Here is a 17,480-nt window from a genome sequence, read left to right as displayed (position 1 = left end):
GACGCCGGCAGGGCGCGCGAAACGCCCGCCGACCAGCGGAGCCCGCGGCCGGGAGTCCGGCGACGGCAGGTGGGCGTCCCAGGCGGGGGTGCCTACGCCGGGCGCGAGCCTCCCTGGCCCACTGTCGAGGCGGGTGCGGGCCTCCACGGGCCCGCCACCGAGGCGAGTGCGGGTCACCCTGGACCGATCGCCTGGACGGGCGCAGGTCGCCCTGAACCAACCACCTGGACGGACGCGGGGCACCCTGAGCCGGTCGTCGGCGGCCGCGATCGGGGACACGGACGAAGATCCACCGGTCGAAGGGGGGCGTGCCGGGGTCCACACGGGCGTGAACCGCCACAGGAGGCCGCGACGACCCCGGCCCCAGGGAGAAACTCCCACGGCGGTCTACGGCCGCGAGAGGGGCGCAGGTGGCTACCGCAGGGCGGCGGAGGGCAGGGGCCTGGTCCGGGTCACGCCGGGGACGGCCGGGCGGTCGCGGAACTGGCGGATGAGCCGCTCGCGGACCTGGCGGGTGTGGCGGCGGCTGACCGGGAGCGTCTCGGTGCCGACCCTGAGCATCACCCGGCCGCCGTCGAAGCGCAGCTCGCTCACGTGCCGTACCGAGACGAGCGTGCTGCGGTGCACCCTGATGAACCCCGATCCGGCCCAACGCCGCTCCAGAGCGGCGAGCGGCATGCGGACCAGGTAGCTGCCCTCGTCGGTGTGCAGCCGGACGTAGTCGCCCTGCGCCTCGGCGAACCAGACCGCCTGCTGGGGCACGAACCTCGTCCGCCCGGCGAGCTCGACCGGGATGACGTCCTCGGGTACGGGGGCGGGCGCCGCGGGAACCATGGACTCCAGGCGCCGCACCGCCTCGGCCAGCCGGTCGGCCCTGACCGGTTTGAGCAGATAGTCGACCGCCTCCAGCTCGAAGGCCTGCACCGCGCAATCCTCGTGCGCGGTGACGAAGACCAGCCGGGGCGGGTTGGGGAAGCCCGCGATGAGCCTGGCCAGGTCGAGGCCGTCGAGGCCGGGCATCCGGATGTCGAGGAAGACCCCGTCCAGCCGCTCACCCGTACCGATCATCTGGACCATGTCCTGGAGCGCGGTGACGCCACCCAGGGCTGTGGAGACGTGCTCGATCCGGGGGTCCTGGCGGAGGAGATGGGCGATCTCCTCAAGAGCGGGGACCTCGTCGTCAACGGCCAGGACTCGCAACATGGCCCTACGCTGCCCTTTCAACCGCATCCGCCGCAAGCCTCACGGCGACTTCAGGTAATAGTTTGACTACAAATAGCTATCGGCGCTGGGAGCTTGGGAACGCGGAGCCTCACCGTGGTGCCCGCGTTCGGGGCACTCTCCACGACCAGGCCGTAGTCCTCTCCGTACATCTGACGGAACCGCACGTCGACTCCGGCCAGCCCGATCCCCCCCTCCCCGTCCTCGGGTAGGTCTCCCTGTGAGCCCTCGCGCGGGAAGCCGCCGTCGAGGAGCAGCCGGGTCCGCTCGGGTGGCATGCCCAGGCCGTCGTCCTCCACGCTGATGTGGGCCTCGGGTCCGGCGTCGCTGACGACCACCCGGACCTCGCCGCGCTGTCCCGCCGCGGCCACCCCGTGCTTGACGGCGTTCTCCACCAGGGGTTGCAGGCAGAGGAACGGGACGGAGAGCGACAGCACCTCCGGTGCGATCTTGAGGGTGACGTGGAGCCGGTCGCCGAACCTGGCACGTTCCAGGAGCAGGTAGCGATCCACGCAGTGCAGTTCCTCGGCGAGGGTGGCGAAGTCACGGGCCCTGCGCAGCGCGTACCGGTTGAAGTCGGCGAACTCCACCAGCAGCTCCCGCGCCCGGTCGGGGTCGGTACGGACGAACGAGGCGATGGTGGTCAGCGCGTTGTAGACGAAGTGGGGGGACATCTGGGCGCGCAGCATCCGCATCTCGGCCTCCATCGTCCGCCGCCGCGAGGAGGCGACCTCGGCCAGCTCCAGCTGCCCGGAGACCCAGCGGGCGACCTCGGTGACGGTCCGCGCCAGTGCCGCGCCCATCACGGTGTCGTACGCGGCGAGCGCGCCGACCACCCGCCCGTCGACGGTGAGCGGCACGACGACGCCGCTCCGGATGACGCAGCCGGGCGTGCCACAGCTCAGGGTCTCCCCTGCCACCACCCGGGGGCCGGCCGAGGCGAGGACGCCGCGGACGTACTCGGGCAGGTGGTCGCGATGGCAGCCCGCCGCGCCGTCCCAGGCGAGCAGGCCACCGGTGTCGGCGACCGCGACGGCGCCGGTTCCCAGCAGGGCGCGCAGGTGGCGGGCCGCCTTGCCGGCGGACTCGCGGGTGAGCCCGGCCCGCAGCGAGGGTGCCGCCATCGCCGCGATGTGCAGTGCGAGGAAGGTGGCCTCGTCCGTCGGAGTGCCCGAACGGTCCGGATGCTCCCGGCGCGGGCGGGGGAGGAGGAATCCGAGGATGGCGCTGAAGGCGCAGAGCAGCATCCAGCCGGTGGTCGACATGCGGGAAACGGTAGTCAACCGACCCCTCTGATCAGGGGCGAACGCCGATCACGGTGGGCCTTCGCCCGCTTCCTCCTGATAGGAGTAGCGCTGCTCACGCCAGGGGTCGGCGATGTTGTGGTAGCCGCGCTCCTCCCAGAAGCCGCGCTTGTCCTCCAGCAGGTATTCCACGGCGCGGACCCACTTGACGCTCTTCCAGGCGTACAGGTGCGGGACGATCATCCGCACCGGGAAGCCGCGCTCCGGGGAGATGGGTTTCTCGTCGAACTCCAGCGCGAACATCGTCTGGGGGCGGGTGAAGTCGCCGATGCGGATGTTGGCGCTGTAGCCGTACTCGCCCCAGATCATCACGTGCCTCACGTCGGGCGCGGGCGGGGCGATCTCCATCAGCGTCGCCGTGGACACCCCGCTCCACTCGTTGCCCATGATCGAGAACTTGGTGACGCAGTGGAAGTCGGCCACGATCGTGGTGCGTGGCAGTTCCGAGAACTGCGGCCAGGTGAAGCGGTGCTGCTCGCCGGAGGCGGTCGCCCCCATGACGTGCAGCTGCCAGGTCGCCGGGCGGAACGTGGGCACCCGGCCGTAGTGGATCACCGGTCTGCCCCGGGGGACGTACTGGCCCGGGGGCAGGCGAGACTCCTCCGAAGGTTCGGACTGCTCCACCATCACTCCCCTCGCCGTTTCCCCCATGGCACGGGGTAATCCTGCCATCGCGGATTTCCCGGCCTCTCGGTGGCTATCGCATAGCGCTCTTCTGGCTGGCCCCGGGGCCGCGGGCAGGATCTGTTCTCTGCGTGCGCTATCATTTCCCGCTATGCGCACCGCGTTCTGGTTTTGGTATGGCGACGGACCCTCAGGTCGGACCGTTCGCCTCCAGATGCTGCGCTGACAGCCTGGCGAACAGAAGGCCCCGGGTCCGGTTTTCGGACCCGGGGCCTTCTGCTTTTCCGGCTTTCGTCGAGAACGTCACAACCACTACAGGAAACATCGGAGCCGGCCTGGATCGGCGGGCGCCGACGGAGTGATCGAGAGGGAGAGAAATGGTCATCGTCATGGGTCCGGACGCCACGCGGGAGGATGTCGAGGCGATCGTGAAGATCATCAGCTCGGTGGGCGGGGAGGCGTTCGTCAGCCGGGGGGTGAGCCGCACGATCATCGGCCTGGTCGGCGACATCGCCCAGTTCACCACCCTCGACCTGCGCGGGATGCCCGGAGTGGCCGACGTGATGCGGGTGAGCGCGCCGTACAAGCTGGTGAGCCGCGACAACCATCCCGAACGGTCCACCGTCCGCGTCGGCGGCGTGCCGATCGGCCCGGACACGGTCACCCTGATCGCCGGGCCGTGCGCGGTGGAGACCCCGGAGCAGACCCTGAAGGCCGCCCTGATGGCGAAGGCCGCCGGTGCCACCCTGCTGCGCGGCGGCGCCTACAAGCCCCGCACCTCCCCGTACGCCTTCCAGGGGCTCGGTGAGGCGGGCCTGCGCATCCTCGCCGACGTGCGTGAGGAGACCGGGCTTCCCGTCGTCACCGAGGTCGTCGACGCCGCCGACGTCGAACTGGTCGCCTCCTACGCCGACATGCTCCAGGTCGGCACCCGCAACGCGCAGAACTTCGCGCTGCTGCAGGCGGTCGGCGCCGCCGGCAAGCCGGTGATGCTCAAGCGCGGGATGAGCGCCACCATCGAGGAGTGGCTGATGGCCGCCGAGTACGTCGCCCAGCGCGGCAACCTCGACATCGTGCTGTGCGAGCGCGGCATCCGCACCTTCGAGACCGCCACCCGCAACACCCTGGACGTCTCGGCGGTGCCGCTCGCCCAGCGGCTGTCGCACCTGCCGGTGATCGTCGACCCGTCCCACTCGGGCGGGCACCGCGACCTGGTCCTGCCCCTCACCCGCGCGGCCATCGCCGTCGGCGCCGACGGTGTGATCATCGATGTCCACCCGAACCCCGCCCAGGCCCTCTGCGACGGCCCCCAGGCGCTGGTCGACGGAGACCTGGAGGAGCTCGCCCAGGTGATGGAGCACCTTCCGCCGCTGCTGGGCAAGGTCGCCGCCGGCGACCTCCTCGCCCCCGCCTGACGGGAGCCGCCGGCCCGCTCTCGCCGGTTGGCTCGGTGGCCCCTCGGTGGCCCCGGTAGCCGCTCCCTCGGGCACGCCGTTGCCCGAGGGAGCGGTTCAGGCGTCGAGCCTGTACTCCTGCAGGGATCCGGCGAGCTGGACGGCGAGCTCCTCGGCGTCGAGGCGGCGCTCGATCTTCTTCAGGTCGACGAGCTTCGCGGCGGTCTCGGCCCGGCGGGGGGCCAGAAGCGTGCAGCAGTCCTCGTCGGGCAGCTCGGAGATCGCCAGGGTGCCGATCCGGCGGGCCTCGGCCATGATCTCGGTCTTGTCGAGGCCGATGAGGGGACGCAGGATCGGCATGTCGACGGCGTCGTCCTGGGCGGTGATGTTCTGCAGGGTCTGCGAGGAGACCTGTCCCAGGGAGTCACCGGTGACCAGAGCGCCGGCGCGCAGGCGGCGGGCGACCTCCTCGCCGGTCTTCAGCATCAGGCGCCGCTGGGTGATGATCGCCAGGCGGTCCTGCCCCGAGGCCTTGATCGACTGCTGGGCCTTGCCGAAGGGGACGACCCACAGCCGGGACCCGCCCTGGAACTTGTCGAGCGCCCTGACCAGCGCGTACGCCTTGTAGATGGACTCGGAGGTGGTGAAGGGGATGCCGGAGAAGTGCAGGAAGTCGACCCGCAGGCCCCGGCGCATCATCCGGTAGGCGGCCACCGGGGAGTCGATGCCGCCCGACATCAGCACCAGGCCCCTGCCGCTGGTGCCGACCGGCAGCCCGCCCTGGCCCGGCTGCCCGCCGGTGAAGACGAACGCCTCGTCGCGGTCGACCTCGATGGAGACGACGAGCTCGGGACGCTTCAGGTCGACCGGCAGGCCGTAGATGTCGTTGAGCTCGCCGCCGACCGAACGGTCCAGCTGCATCGAGGTGAGCGGGAAGCGCTTGTCGCGGCGGCGGGAGCGGACCGCGAAGGAGACGCCACGCCTCACGTCGTCGCGGTCGGCCAGCAACTCGATGGCCGCCTTGGTGATCGCCGAGGGGTCCTTCTCCACCCGCCAGGCGCGGTGGACCCAGACCAGGCCGGGGACGTACGAGACGCGCTCGGCGACCGCGTCGGCGATCTCGACGCCGCTGCCGTCGGGCAGGAAGAGCGCGATGACACCGTGGCGCTGCCGTACGTCGACCTTGACGCCGACGTCCTTCAGGGCGGCCTTGATATTGGCCTGCAACCTGCGTTCGAAGAGCTCGCGGTTGTTGCCCTTGAGGACGACCTCGCCCAGTTTGAGCAGAACGCAGGGCTCGCCCAAGGCGGACATGGTCATGGTGCGACCTCCGGTGGAGCTTCGAGGGGAACGGGGAGTCGGGGACGTCGGGGAGTCACAGTCAAGTCTCTCGCGTGCTCGCGCAAAGACAACGTCTCGACCTTGACACTTTAGTCGCGCCGTCAATCCGATTACGCCATCCCTCGGATCGTCCCCGCACCCCGCCGAGACCCGTCCACGTGATCGCCGTCCGGGACGCCTCCACCACGCCCGGGTCGTCCCTACGACCCGTCGAGCCCCTGTTCGATCGCGTAGCGGACCAGTTGCACCCGATTGTGGAGCTGGAGCTTGTTCAGCGTGTTCTGGACATGGTTCTGCACCGTCCGGTGGGAGAGCACGAGACGCTCGGCGATCTGCTTGTACGACAGGCCCTTGGCCACCAGGCGGAGCACCTCGGTCTCCCGCTCGGTCAGGCGGGGCGTCGCCTCGGGCGCGGGTCTGGTCGCCAGCCTGCGGTACTCCCCCAGGACGAGTCCCGCCAGGCCCGGGGTGAACACCGCGTCGCCCCCGGCGGTGCGCCTGACCGCGTCGAGGAACTCCTCCTTGCTCGCGGATTTCAGGAGATATCCGGACGCGCCCGCCTTGATGGCCTCCAGCACGTCCTCCTGCTCGCCGCTGGCCGACAGGACCAGCACCCGGGGCGGCGGCTCCGATGCGGCCAGGCTCCTCGCCACCTCGACCCCCGGCAGGTCAGGCAGTTGCAGATCGAGCACGACCAGCTCGGGCCGGACCGCCGCGGCCACCCGGACCGCTTGGCGCCCCTCCCCGACCGTGGCCACGACCTCGTACCCGGCCTCGGCCAGATCCCTGGCCACCCCGTCCCTCCACATCGGGTGGTCGTCCACCACCATCACGCGCATTGGCCCACCTTAGGACTGTTCCGTCCTGGGTAACACGCCTAGCCGACCGGGACCGACATCTCGATCTCGGTGCCCCGGCCAGGCCCCGAGATCACGGTGACCGTGCCGCCGAGGTCGGCGATACGGCCTCGGATGGACTGCGCGACACCGAGGCGCCCGTCGGCGGCGGCCTCCTCCAGGCGTCCGGGTGCGATGCCCGGTCCCTCGTCCCTCACCGTCACGGTGACCAGCCCGTCCTCACCCTCGGCGAAGACCCAGGCGGGCGCCCGCGCCCCGCAGTGGCGGGCGACGTTGTCCAGGGCGGCCCCGACCGCGGCGGCCATCTCCGCCGCGGTGGCCGCGGGCAGGGTGAGCGGGGTCGCCGGGGCGGAGACGGTGACCGTGGCCGAGCCGTACCTGTGCAGCAGTGCGCACAGGTCCGCGGCGCCGAGGGCGGGCGGCTCCGGCCTGAGCCTGACCAGCTCGCGCAGGGCGGCCTCCTGCTCGCCCGCGAGCCTGCCCAGCTCGGCCGCCTCACCGCCGATCTCCTGCCCGCGCCGCTGGACCAGCGCGAGCACCTGGAGCACCGAGTCGTGGATTCCCCTGGCGAGCCGTTCCCGCTCCCGCCCTGCCGCCTCCAGCTCGATCGCCTGCTGCATGCGCTCCTCGGCCTTCTTCGCCAGCCGGGCGACGTGCCCGACGACCACCCCGGCGAGGAAGAGCAGGACGGCACCGTTGATCTGCAGCGTCTCGAAGTCGCCCCCGGGAACGCCGCGCAGCCACAGGTCGGCGAGCGAGACGATCAGCGCGGCCACGGCCCCCAGCCGCCGCCCGCCGTACACTCCCCAGGCGAGCACCGCCCCGCCCATCCAGGTGCCGGTGATCGGCAGGCTGCCCTGCTGGTAGGCGCCCTGTACGGCCGGGGTGGCGAGCAGGCAGCCCATGGTCACGAGCATGTCGGCGGCGAGCAGAGGCCGGCCGCGGAGCTCCTCGACGGAGTAGGCGAAGATCGTCGCCACGGTCCACAGCGCCATGACGCCGATCACCACCCAGCCGGTCGCCGGGTGGGCGTACCCTCCGGCGCGGATGAGCAGGACCGCCGCGTACGCGAGGGACGCGACGCGGAAGACCGCGATCGCACGCCAGAACGGATCCTCGATTCCCGTCACCCGTCGCCCGCACCTTTCATCGGATAGGCGACGAGCCGCGATGATTCGCCGACGAGAGATTCGTCCCTCTTCGACTCCCGAGGGCGATGGTGTACGGCTTACGCCCCCGCTTTTGCCTGATCAAGGCGCAAGCCGTACACGGAGGGGAATCGCGGGCGACCGCCCTGCCGGGAGGCTAGGAGAGGCCGCTTGCAGAACGCTTGCAGGCGCCCCCTCAAGGAGGACGCCTTGGAAAGCGGGGCTCAGCCGAAGAAGACCTCGGCCTCCTCGTAACGGCCGGTCGGCACGGTCTTCAGCTCCTTGGTGGCCTCGTCGAGACCGACCCTGACGATCTCGGTGCCCTGAAGGGCGACCATCTTGCCGAAGTCGCCCTCCTGCACCGCGTCGATCGCCTGCAGGCCGAACCGGGTGGCCAGCACCCGGTCGAAGGCCGTGGGGGTGCCACCGCGCTGGATGTGGCCGAGCACGGTGGTGCGGGCCTCCTTGCCGGTGCGCTTCTCGATCTCCTTGGCGAGGGTCTCGCCGATGCCGCCGAGCCGCACGTGCCCGAAGGCGTCGAGCTCGCCCGCCTGCAGCGCCATCTGGCCCTCGACCGGGTGCGCGCCCTCGGCCACGACGATGATCGGCGCGTACTTCGTCTCGAAGCGGGACTCGACGTAGGCGCACACCTTGTCGATGTCGAAGGGCTTCTCCGGAATGAGGATGACGTTGGCGCCGCCCGCCATTCCGGCGTGCAGGGCGATCCAGCCCGCGTGGCGGCCCATGACCTCGCAGATCAGCGCGCGGTGGTGGGACTCGGCGGTGGTGTGCAGCCGGTCGATCGCCTCGACGGCGATGTTGACGGCCGTGTCGAAGCCGAAGGTGTAGTCGGTCGCGTTGAGGTCGTTGTCGATCGTCTTGGGCACGCCGACGACCTTCACGCCCTTGTCGAAGAGCTGCTTGGCCACGCCGAGGGTGTCCTCGCCGCCGATCGCGATCAGCGCGTCGACCCCGCTCTTCGCGAGGTTCTCCTTGATCCTCTCAACACCGTTTTCGATCTTGATCGGGTTCGTCCGCGACGAGCCCAGGATCGTTCCGCCACGGGGCAGGATTCCACGTACGGCATTGATGTCGAGCGGCATGGTCTCGCCCTCGAGGGGACCCCGCCAGCCGTCGCGGAACCCGACGAACTCATGCCCGTGGACACCCACTCCCTTGCGCACGACGGCGCGGATAACGGCGTTCAGGCCGGGGCAGTCGCCGCCGCCGGTGAGCACTCCGATACGCATGGCATCCTCCGGTAATGAGTGTCGGTTCAAGGTGGCCAGACTAGGTGGCTTGGTCGTCCGGCAACGGATTTTCGCCACCGACGCAACGCATTCTGCCCGCAGATGCGCCCAGTGGTCTAGACCAAGTGTAGTCGTCCTCACATGTCGTTTCTCACGATCGACGGCGGAGCGCCCGGGCCACGCGGGGGCGCCCCTCTCCTCCCGCGTCCTGCCTGGCGCGCACGTCAGAGGCTCACCGGACGCCTCGGTAAAGCCTACGGTGAGCACCTCACGACGAGGGCGGCGCGGGCCCTGCGGGAGCGGCCGTGTGACAGCGCCCTGTGACGGGGCCCTGTGACTGCGTCCTATGACAGGGGCAGCACGCAGGAGGGGGTGCCGACGGCGAAGACCTCTTCCGCGGGCTGCGGGAGGCCGGCTTTGAGCGGCAGCACGGCGACGCCGTTCGAGCGCTGGTTGGCCACGTACATGTGACCGTCGGCGATGGCGAAGTGCCGCGGCCAGACGCCGCCGCAGGGAACCTCGGCCACCCGCTCCAGTTCGGGGCCGGAGAAGACCGAGATCGTGTCGGGTCCCCGGTTGGCGACGTAGACGAGGCCGCCGGAGACCTCCAGGTGCGAGGGCTGGTTGTGCCCCTCGCTCCCGCCGGCCTGGGCGACCGCGATCTCGCGCCACTGCCCGCCGGAGGGATCGGAGTCGTCGGCGGGACCGGCGCCGTCGGGGACCTCGTAGACGCGCACGGTGCCGTCCAGCTCACCCGCCACGTACCAGTGGCCACCCGACCAGGCCATGTGCCGGGGCCCCATGCCGGACGCGAGCCGCACCGGCCCCGCGGGGTGCGGGACCACGTCGTCCCCGACCAGGTAGCGGCGGATCTCGTCGCAGCCCAGGTCGCTCACGTGCAGCACCCCGTCGGGGCCGAAGACCGCCTGGTGGGCGTGGGCGCCCTCGCGGTAGGGGAAGATCCACACATCGGTCAGGAGGCCGGATTCGTCGATGCCGTGCACGCTGACGGTGCCGTCGCCGTAGTTGGTCACCGCGAGGCGCGTGCCCGTGGGGTCCACCGCGAGGTGGCAGGGGGCCGATCCCTCACTGGGTCGCTGCGCGAGCGGGCTGAGCGTGCCGTCCTCGGCTCGGGCGAAGACGCCGACGGTGCCGCGCTCGCTCTCTCCCACCGCGTACAGGATCGGGAGGGTGGGGTGGACGGCGAGGAAGGAGGGGCCGGAGGCCGTCGTCTCCCCGAGCCGCGCGAGGCTCCCCAGCTCGACCAGGGTGATCCCCTGCCCGGACCCGTCGGTGTCGGGGGTGTACCCACCGATGTACGCGACCTCAGCCATCATGCTCCCGTCACGGGCGCGGCACGCGCCGCCCCCAGAATCATCATCCGTTCTCGCCCAAAGTGCGAAGTTAGCGCAGTGAACGGCCGATCTCACATCGGCCACACCGATTAATTAATTGACTGTGTCAATGAATCGGTTGATGCTGTCAAGCATGGAAAGACACGTGGCGGACGTCCGCGCCTTCAACCGCTTCTACACCGGGCACATCGGCCTGCTCCACCAGGGGATCCTCGACAGCTCCTACTCGCTCACCGAGGTGAGGGTGCTGTTCGAGCTCGACCGGGCGGGCCGGATGGAGGCGAGCGAGCTGCGGCGGCTGCTCGACCTCGACGCCGGATACCTCAGCCGGATGCTCGGCAGGTTCGAGGGCGAGGGGCTGGTGGTGCGCGAGCGGTCCGCCGTCGACGCGCGGCGGCAGGTGGTCGAGCTGACCGGCGAGGGCAGGGCGAGGTTCGCGGGCTTCGACGAGCGCGCGGCGGCGGAGGTGCACGAACTGCTCGCCGGACTGACCGAGGAGGACCGCGGACGGCTGGTCGCGAGCATGACGACGATCGAGGAGATCCTCGGCCGGGCGCCGAAGCCGGACCGGCCGTACGTCATCCGCCCGCCACGTCCCGGCGACCTCGGCTGGGTGGTCTACCGCCACGGCACGCTCTACAGCCAGGAGCAGGGCTGGGGGATGGACTTCGAGGCGCTGGTGGCCAGGGTCGTGGCCGACTACGTGAACGACCACGACCCCCGGCGCGAGGCGGGCTGGATCGCCGAGGTGGACGGCGAGCGCGCCGGGTGCGTCTTCTGCGTACGCAGGGACGACGAGACGGCGCAGCTACGGATGCTGCTCGTCGAGCCGTCCGCGCGCGGCATGGGGATCGGCACCCACCTCGTGGACGAGTGCATGCGCTTCGCCAGGGCCGCCGGATACCGGCGGATGATGCTGTGGACCAGGGACGTGCTGCTGGGCGCGAGGCGCATCTACCGGGCGGCCGGCTTCGAGTTGGTCGAGAAGGAGCGGAGCCAGGGCGACCAGGACGGCAAGGACGGCAAGAACTTCGTCGAGGAGATCTGGGCCCGCGACCTCTGAGCCCGCCCCCGACTTCGACTCTGTTCCCAGCTCCGTCCCCGCCTCGACCTCACCCCTGCACCCGCTCCGTCCTGGCCCTTGGTTCCGACTCCGGCCCCCCTCCCCCTGCTCCATACCGGCCCCTGACTCTGCCCCGACAGCCTCCTCCTCGAAGGCTGCTCCGGCCGAGTCCCAGGTAACCGCAGGTCGAAGGCCCGCCCGGAACCATCCCACCTCTCCCCTAATTCCCTCTTTATAGATAGGTATTATGTGGTTAGTATCGAGGGCACCACCCCGTTTCGTATGAGCCCGATGAGGCGAAGATGCGCTTGCACTGGTTCCTGCCGACCACCGGCGACGGCCACCATGTCAGGCCCGCCACGACCACCGTCGCGGCGGGCGGCGCCGCGGCCAGGCCCGCGACGCTCGACTACCTGTCCCAGGTGGCCCGCGCCGCCGAGGCGGCAGGTTTCGAGGCGGCGCTGACCCCGGTCGGCGCGGGCTGCCCCGACCCGCTGGTGGTGTGCGGCGCCGTCGCGGCGCGAACCGAGCGGCTCAAGCTGCTGGTGGCCTTCCGGCCGGGCTTCACCCTCCCCACGCTGCTCGCCCAGCAGGCGCAGACCTTCCAGGAGATCAGCGGGGGGCGGCTCCTGCTCAACGTGGTCACCGGCGGCGACCCCCTGGAGCAGCGCGCCTACGGCGACTTCCTCGACCACGACGCCCGCTACGAGCGCACCGGCGAGTTCATCGAGGTGCTCAGGCGCACCTGGGCGGGCGAGCCTTTCGACCACCTGGGCGCGCACTACCGGGTGTCGGGGGGCGGGCTCGCCACACCGCTCCTCGACACCCCAGATGTCTACTTCGGCGGGGCCTCCCCCGCCGCGGAGCGAGCGGCCGCCGCCGGGGCGGACGTCTACCTGATGTGGGGCGAGCCTCCGGCGATGATCGCCGAACGGGTCGCCAGGATGCGCAAGCTCGCCGCCGAGGCGGGCCGCGAACTACGGTTCGGCATCCGGCTCCACGTCATCGCCCGCGACACCTCCCAGGAGGCCTGGGCGCACGCCCGGCGCCTGCTCGACGGCATGGACCCGGACAGGATCGCCGCCACCCAGGCGCGGTTCGCCCGGATGGACTCCGTGGGACAGCGCCGCATGGCCGACCTCCACGGGGGTTCGGCCGACGCGCTGGAGATCTCGCCCAACCTCTGGGCGGGAGTCGGGCTGGTCAGGGAGGGTGCGGGCACCGCGCTGGTCGGCAGCTACGCGGAGATCGCCGAGCGCGTCCGCGAATACGCCGATCTGGGCCTGTCGGAGTTCGTGCTGTCCGGCTGGCCGCATCTGGAGGAGGCCTGGCGGGTGGGCGACTTCGTCCTTCCCCGGCTCGCGCCCCCCGCCCTCGTCACGTGAGCGTCCTCACCGCCCCTCCTCGTCTCCCCCGTCTCCGCCCCCGCCGCGGCGGCGTCTCCGGAGGCGAGCAGGGCCCCGGACTCTGGCGGGCCCTCGCGCTGCGGGCCGGGGCGATCGTCGCGCTGGTCGCGATCTGGCAGGCCGTGGCCATGGCCGGGATCTGGCCGCCGGTCTTCGTGCCGGAGCCCGTCGCGGTCTGGGAGCAGTTCCTGCGCACCACCGCCGGGGGGGTGAGCGGCTACACCCTCCAGGAGCACCTGCTGACCAGCCTGCGCCGCATCCTGCTCGGCTGCCTGTACGGGGTGACGGGCGGCATCGCGCTTGGACTGCTGATCGGCATGATCCCAACGCTGCGCGCGCTGCTCGGCCCGCTGGTCACGTTCGTGCGCACCCTGCCGCCGCTGGCGTACCTCAGCCTGCTGGTGATCTGGTTCGGCATCGACGAGGAGCCCAAGATCTGGCTCCTGCTGCTCGCCGCGCTCCCGCCGGTCGCGGTGGCCACCGCCGACGCCGTACGCGGCGTGCACGAGGACTACCTGAACGCCGCCCGCTCACTGGGCGCCCGCCGGCACGAGCTGCCGCTACGGGTGGTGCTGCCGAGCGCGTTGCCCGAGATCATCACGGGGATACGGGTGGCCGTGGGCGTCGCCTACACCACCGTGGTCGCCGCCGAGACCGTGAACGGCGTGCCCGGCATCGGCGGGATGGTCCGCGACGCCCAGCGCTACAACCAGACGGACGTGGTGGTGCTCGGGATCATCGTCATCGGCCTGTCCGGCCTGCTCATCGACTTCCTCCTGCAAACGCTGGACCGCCGCCTGGTCCCCTGGCGCGGCCGTACCTAGGAAAGACCCCTCATGAAACACCTGGCAATGACCCCCGTGAAGCGGGCCGCGCTCGCCCTGACCGCCGCCGTCCTCGCCCTGACCGCCTGCGGGTCCGGCACGGAGGAGGCGAAGCCCGCCGCCGACGGCTCCCCCGCGACCCTGCGCATCGGCTACCAGCTCATCCCCAACGGGGACCTGATCGTCAAGGACCAGCAGTGGCTGGAGAAGGCGCTGCCGAACACCAGGATCACCTGGAGTAAGTTCGACTCGGGCGGCGACGTGAACACCGCGATGATCGCCGGATCGCTCGACATCGGGCTGGCGGGCAGCAGCCCGGTCACCCGCGGCCTGTCGGCGCCCCTCAACATCCCGTACCGGGTGCCGTGGATCTTCGACGTGATCGGCGACAACGAGGCGCTCGTCGCGCGGGGCGGCGTGACCGACGTCAAGGGGCTCGCGGGCAAGCGGGTCGCCGCCCCCTTCGCCTCGACCACCCACTACAGCCTGCTCGCCGCGCTCGACGAGGCCGGGCTGTCGGAGGCCGACGTGAAGATCCTCGACATGGAGCCGCCGGACATCCAGGCCGCCTGGCAGCGCGGCGACGTCGACGCCGCCTACGTCTGGACGCCCACCCTGGCCGAGCTGCAGAAGAACGGCGGCACGACGCTGGTCACCAGCCGTGAGCTGGCCCAGCGGGGCAAGCTCACCGCCGACCTCGCGGTGGTGAGCGACGACTTCGCGAAGAAGTACCCGAAGGCGCTGCACGTCTGGCTCCAGCAGCAGGACCGCGCGGTCAAGCTGGCCAGGAGCGACAAGGACGCCGCCGCCGCGGCCATCGGCCGACAGCTCAACCTCGACCCGGCGGAGGCCGCGCGCCAGCTCGGCCAGCTCGTGCTCCTCGACGCGGCGGAACAGCGTTCGGCCGAGTATCTCGGCACTCCCTCGGCCCCAGGAAGGTTCGCCGAGAACCTGCGCAGCTCGGCCGAGTTCCTCAAGGGCCAGCAGAAGGTGGACGCCGTGCCCGAGCTGAGCGTCTTCCAGAAGGGCCTGGCCACGCAGGAGCTCGCCGATGCCTTCGCCGGAAGCTGAGACCACTCGTGCGGGCACGAACTCCGGCCGTGCCCGCACGGCTCCCGACACGGCCGCGGGCCCCGGCCCGGCTCACACCGCCCCCGACACGGCGGCCGGCGGGAACACCGGATCTGCCCGCACGGACCCCGGCACGGCTTCCGGCGGAAACGCCGGACCCGAAGACGCCCGGCCCCCCGCCACGGCGCTCGCGCTCGCCGGGGTGTCGCACTCCTACCGAGGGCGCACGGGGACGGTCGACGCCCTCGGGCCGATCGACCTGGAGATCGCCGCCGGGGAGTTCGTCACGGTCGTCGGCCCCTCGGGGTGCGGTAAGAGCACGCTGCTGCGGCTGGTGGCGGGCTTCACCGCGCCGTCGGCGGGGACGATCACGGCCTCCGGCGAACCGGTCGTGGGCCCCGACCCGGCCAGGGGGTACGTGTTCCAACAGCATCGGCTCTTTCCCTGGCTCTCGGTCGAGGGGAACGTCGGTTTCGGGCTGCGCGGCCTGCCCAGGGCAGCGCGGCGCGAGCGGGTGGCCGAGTTGCTGGAGCTGACCGGGCTCACCGACGTCGCCAGGGCCAGGCCGTACGAACTGTCGGGGGGCATGCAGCAACGCGCGGCGATCGCCCGCGCGCTCGCACCGGGACCCGCGCTGCTGCTGATGGACGAGCCGTTCGCCGCCCTGGACGCCTTCACCCGGGAACGCATGCAGGAGGAGGTCCGCGAGCTGTGGCGGCGGGCGGGCACGACGGTGGTGTTCATCACCCACAGCGTGGACGAGGCCGTCTACCTCGGCACCCGCGTGCTCGCGCTGAGCGGCAGGCCGGGCCGGGTGGTCCTCGACCGCGCCTCGAACCTGCCGTACGGCGACCATCCTCGCGCCGACCCGCTCTTCACCGGGTTGCGCGAGGAGCTGACGGAGGTCGTCAGACAGGCCGCGTCGCTCAGTGGCGGAAGCGGCCGGGTCGGCGGGTTGGCAGACAGGTATGGGTACCGGTGGCGATCATTACGCGACGGGAACCGGCGGATCCCAGGTGATCGGTAGCTGGGCGATGCCACCACCGAGCTTCCGTTCGCTCAGCCCCCCGGAGACCGGGATGTCACTGACCGGGATCGCCAGGCGCATGGTGGGCAGCCGGGGCAGAAGCCTGGCGAGTACCTCGTTGATTTCCAGCCGAGCCAGTGGGGCACCGAGGCAGTAGGTGATTCCGTGGCTGAACACCAGGTGGGGGTTGGGCGATCGGGTGACGTCGAACCGTTCCGGGTCCTCGAACACCCGGTCGTCGAACGCGGTCGAGCCGTGGTCGCACAGCACGAGGTCGCCGGCGCGGATCGTGACCCCACCGATCTCGATGTCCTCGCTGGCGTAGCGGGGTAGCGCGGATTCGGCGAATTTGCTCATCCGCACTGCCTCCCCCACCGCGCCGGGCAGCAGTTCCGGGTCATCGAGCACCAGCTTGTGCTGATCCGGGTTCATGGCGAACAGCGCGATCGCCGCGCTGATGCTGTGTGGAGTCACCTGGTACGACATGGTGACAAAAGCCAGCAACGCACCGACGAAGTCGTTGGGGAGTCCGGATTGGCACAGCGCCGAGGCCAGATCGTCGCCCGGTTGCACGCGTTTGCGCCTGGCAACCTCGCTCAGGTATCTGAACAGCTCCTGCGCCTGGCCCAGTCCCGCCCCCACCTTGCTGACCCGGTCGAGCACCACCTGGTATTCCGCTGGATCCGCTATGCCGAGCAGATCGCACAGGATCTGATAGGAGAACGGCAGCGAGAACTCGGTGTGGATGTCTATCGGCGGCTGCTTGGCGAGTACGGCGTCGAGATACTCGTCGACCACGGCGCCGACGCGCGACCGCATGCCGGCTATGCGCTTGGCCGAGAAATACGGGGTGAGATTAGCCCGGAGGGCCTGATGCGCACGATGCGCCTCAGCCGGATCCTGGTCCGACACGACCAGGTCCAGCATCGGGCTGTCCAGGTACCGTGCTCTGTTCGGCGGGTCCGGGTGGGTGGTCCCGAGTCGGTCGTCGAGCAGGAGTTGCTTGAGTTCGGCGAGCCGGGTCACCAGCCACGCTTCATCGCCGACCGGGGTACGCACCCGGACGATGGGGCCGCTGTCTCGCAGTTGGCGGATCAACGGGTTCAACTGGCCCAGGCATCCAGGTTCGCCCAGTGTCGGCAGTTCGCTATGGACCATCCGAGCCCCCCGAGGTTTGGTTTGAGCGCCACGCTATCGCTAGATGATCTCCTCTTTTAGCTAGGGACTTTCTCAGATGCATCGGCAATTTTCAGGTCGTACACCACCCTTGCATCCCGCTAATCCCGTTCGTCCTGTTCGTGGCTCGTCAGGCGGTCTCGGAGTCGCCCGCGATGCGATCGGCCGGCCGGCCAGGGCCTGCAGCCCGGCCAGGATCTCCTAAGGTGGCCACGAGGTTTCCGGTGTTCAGGTTCTTCTTGGCCGATGGACCCCTCTACCGGAGACCTCGCTGCTTGGCCGGGCACGACACGCCGCCATACAGCAGACGGACTTCGAAACAGGGCCTAGAAGGCCGATGAAGATCTTGGTCTATCAGGCGATGCCGCCTTTCAGGGCATGGCCGTGATTCGCCAGGTGACGCTGTCGTGGTGGAGTCC

15 protein-coding genes are annotated in these 17,480 nt (G+C 70.7%); 6 read left to right on the top strand and 9 right to left on the bottom strand.

Annotated elements, in window-relative coordinates:
• Positions 1 to 414: 414 nt before the first annotated feature.
• Genes ACIBH4_RS15780 through ACIBH4_RS15770 form a run of 3 tightly spaced genes read right to left on the bottom strand, consistent with a single transcriptional unit; the run spans position 415 to position 3,152 of the window.
• Complete coding sequence (locus tag ACIBH4_RS15780) at positions 415 to 1,203, bottom strand: LytTR family DNA-binding domain-containing protein (RefSeq protein ID WP_362507221.1); 789 nt, start codon at positions 1,201 to 1,203, stop codon at positions 415 to 417.
• Positions 1,204 to 1,253: 50 nt separating this feature from the next.
• Entirely contained in the window at positions 1,254 to 2,486 is a 1,233-nt protein-coding gene (locus ACIBH4_RS15775; RefSeq protein WP_362769411.1) for a histidine kinase, read from the bottom strand.
• A gap of 48 nt (positions 2,487 to 2,534) precedes the next feature.
• Entirely contained in the window at positions 2,535 to 3,152 is a 618-nt protein-coding gene (locus ACIBH4_RS15770; RefSeq protein ID WP_362507315.1) for a molybdopterin-dependent oxidoreductase, read from the bottom strand.
• Positions 3,153 to 3,526: 374 nt separating this feature from the next.
• On the opposite strand from ACIBH4_RS15770, the gene aroF reads away from it, so the two are divergent.
• The gene (gene aroF, locus ACIBH4_RS15765; protein WP_362507227.1) at positions 3,527 to 4,564 is read left to right on the top strand and encodes a 3-deoxy-7-phosphoheptulonate synthase; all 1,038 of its coding nucleotides are present in this window, start codon (positions 3,527 to 3,529) and stop codon (positions 4,562 to 4,564) included.
• A gap of 96 nt (positions 4,565 to 4,660) precedes the next feature.
• Here the strand turns inward: aroF and thiI are convergent, their stop codons facing one another.
• From thiI to ACIBH4_RS15740, 5 genes are all read right to left on the bottom strand, one after another.
• Positions 4,661 to 5,863, bottom strand: a complete 1,203-nt coding sequence (thiI, locus tag ACIBH4_RS15760; protein WP_362507231.1) for a tRNA uracil 4-sulfurtransferase ThiI — start codon at positions 5,861 to 5,863, stop codon at positions 4,661 to 4,663.
• Positions 5,864 to 6,084: 221 nt separating this feature from the next.
• Positions 6,085 to 6,714 (bottom strand): response regulator transcription factor, encoded by a 630-nt coding sequence (locus ACIBH4_RS15755; protein ID WP_362507318.1) that lies wholly within the window; start codon positions 6,712 to 6,714, stop codon positions 6,085 to 6,087.
• 47 nt (positions 6,715 to 6,761) lie between these two features.
• Positions 6,762 to 7,871, bottom strand: coding sequence for a MacS family sensor histidine kinase (gene macS, locus ACIBH4_RS15750; RefSeq protein WP_362769408.1), 1,110 nt, complete (start codon positions 7,869 to 7,871; stop codon positions 6,762 to 6,764).
• A 242-nt stretch (positions 7,872 to 8,113) separates the two neighbouring features.
• The gene (locus tag ACIBH4_RS15745) at positions 8,114 to 9,139 is read right to left on the bottom strand and encodes a 6-phosphofructokinase (RefSeq protein WP_350948005.1); all 1,026 of its coding nucleotides are present in this window, start codon (positions 9,137 to 9,139) and stop codon (positions 8,114 to 8,116) included.
• Between the two features lie 344 nt (positions 9,140 to 9,483).
• Complete coding sequence (locus ACIBH4_RS15740; protein ID WP_362769405.1) at positions 9,484 to 10,473, bottom strand: beta-propeller fold lactonase family protein; 990 nt, start codon at positions 10,471 to 10,473, stop codon at positions 9,484 to 9,486.
• Between the two features lie 154 nt (positions 10,474 to 10,627).
• Between ACIBH4_RS15740 and ACIBH4_RS15735 the strand changes: the two genes are divergently transcribed.
• From ACIBH4_RS15735 to ACIBH4_RS15715, 5 genes are all read left to right on the top strand, one after another.
• Positions 10,628 to 11,557: a bifunctional helix-turn-helix transcriptional regulator/GNAT family N-acetyltransferase gene (locus ACIBH4_RS15735; protein WP_362507240.1), complete on the top strand. Its 930-nt coding sequence runs from the start codon at positions 10,628 to 10,630 to the stop codon at positions 11,555 to 11,557.
• Positions 11,558 to 11,859: 302 nt separating this feature from the next.
• Positions 11,860 to 12,942 (top strand): LLM class flavin-dependent oxidoreductase, encoded by a 1,083-nt coding sequence (locus ACIBH4_RS15730; protein ID WP_362507243.1) that lies wholly within the window; start codon positions 11,860 to 11,862, stop codon positions 12,940 to 12,942.
• Positions 12,939 to 13,787, top strand: a complete 849-nt coding sequence (locus tag ACIBH4_RS15725; RefSeq protein ID WP_362769402.1) for an ABC transporter permease — start codon at positions 12,939 to 12,941, stop codon at positions 13,785 to 13,787. Before ACIBH4_RS15730 ends, ACIBH4_RS15725 begins: the two co-directional genes overlap by 4 nt.
• A gap of 12 nt (positions 13,788 to 13,799) precedes the next feature.
• On the top strand, positions 13,800 to 14,858 hold the full coding sequence (locus ACIBH4_RS15720; RefSeq protein ID WP_362769399.1) for an ABC transporter substrate-binding protein: 1,059 nt from the start codon (positions 13,800 to 13,802) through the stop codon (positions 14,856 to 14,858).
• Positions 14,839 to 15,885, top strand: coding sequence for an ABC transporter ATP-binding protein (locus ACIBH4_RS15715; protein ID WP_362507251.1), 1,047 nt, complete (start codon positions 14,839 to 14,841; stop codon positions 15,883 to 15,885). The genes ACIBH4_RS15720 and ACIBH4_RS15715 overlap by 20 nt, the downstream gene beginning before the upstream one ends.
• Here ACIBH4_RS15715 and ACIBH4_RS15710 read toward each other — a convergent pair.
• Positions 15,847 to 17,043, bottom strand: a complete 1,197-nt coding sequence (locus ACIBH4_RS15710; RefSeq protein ID WP_362507254.1) for a cytochrome P450 — start codon at positions 17,041 to 17,043, stop codon at positions 15,847 to 15,849. The genes ACIBH4_RS15715 and ACIBH4_RS15710 overlap by 39 nt on opposite strands.
• Positions 17,044 to 17,480: the final 437 nt, after the last annotated feature.

The organism is Streptosporangium sp. NPDC050284 (assembly GCF_044459525.1).
Classification (GTDB): domain Bacteria; phylum Actinomycetota; class Actinomycetes; order Streptosporangiales; family Streptosporangiaceae; genus Streptosporangium.
Note: the sequence above shows the minus strand (reverse complement) of the source record. Positions and strands in the feature narration are given on the sequence as shown.

Bases quoted from the DNA above. Each gene is read 5' to 3' on its own strand.
- ACIBH4_RS15780 (WP_362507221.1), bottom strand. From the start codon at position 1,203: ATGTTGCGAGTCCTGGCCGTTGACGACGAGGTCCCCGCTCTTGAGGAG.
- ACIBH4_RS15740 (WP_362769405.1), bottom strand. From the start codon at position 10,473: ATGGCTGAGGTCGCGTACATCGGTGGGTACACCCCCGACACCGACGGG.
- ACIBH4_RS15730 (WP_362507243.1), top strand. From the start codon at position 11,860: ATGCGCTTGCACTGGTTCCTGCCGACCACCGGCGACGGCCACCATGTC.
- ACIBH4_RS15735 (WP_362507240.1), top strand. From the start codon at position 10,628: ATGGAAAGACACGTGGCGGACGTCCGCGCCTTCAACCGCTTCTACACC.
- ACIBH4_RS15715 (WP_362507251.1), top strand. From the start codon at position 14,839: ATGCCTTCGCCGGAAGCTGAGACCACTCGTGCGGGCACGAACTCCGGC.
- thiI (WP_362507231.1), bottom strand. From the start codon at position 5,863: ATGACCATGTCCGCCTTGGGCGAGCCCTGCGTTCTGCTCAAACTGGGC.
- ACIBH4_RS15745 (WP_350948005.1), bottom strand. From the start codon at position 9,139: ATGCGTATCGGAGTGCTCACCGGCGGCGGCGACTGCCCCGGCCTGAAC.
- ACIBH4_RS15710 (WP_362507254.1), bottom strand. From the start codon at position 17,043: ATGGTCCATAGCGAACTGCCGACACTGGGCGAACCTGGATGCCTGGGC.
- ACIBH4_RS15770 (WP_362507315.1), bottom strand. From the start codon at position 3,152: ATGGTGGAGCAGTCCGAACCTTCGGAGGAGTCTCGCCTGCCCCCGGGC.
- ACIBH4_RS15755 (WP_362507318.1), bottom strand. From the start codon at position 6,714: ATGGTGGTGGACGACCACCCGATGTGGAGGGACGGGGTGGCCAGGGAT.
- ACIBH4_RS15775 (WP_362769411.1), bottom strand. From the start codon at position 2,486: ATGTCGACCACCGGCTGGATGCTGCTCTGCGCCTTCAGCGCCATCCTC.
- ACIBH4_RS15720 (WP_362769399.1), top strand. From the start codon at position 13,800: ATGAAACACCTGGCAATGACCCCCGTGAAGCGGGCCGCGCTCGCCCTG.
- aroF (WP_362507227.1), top strand. From the start codon at position 3,527: ATGGTCATCGTCATGGGTCCGGACGCCACGCGGGAGGATGTCGAGGCG.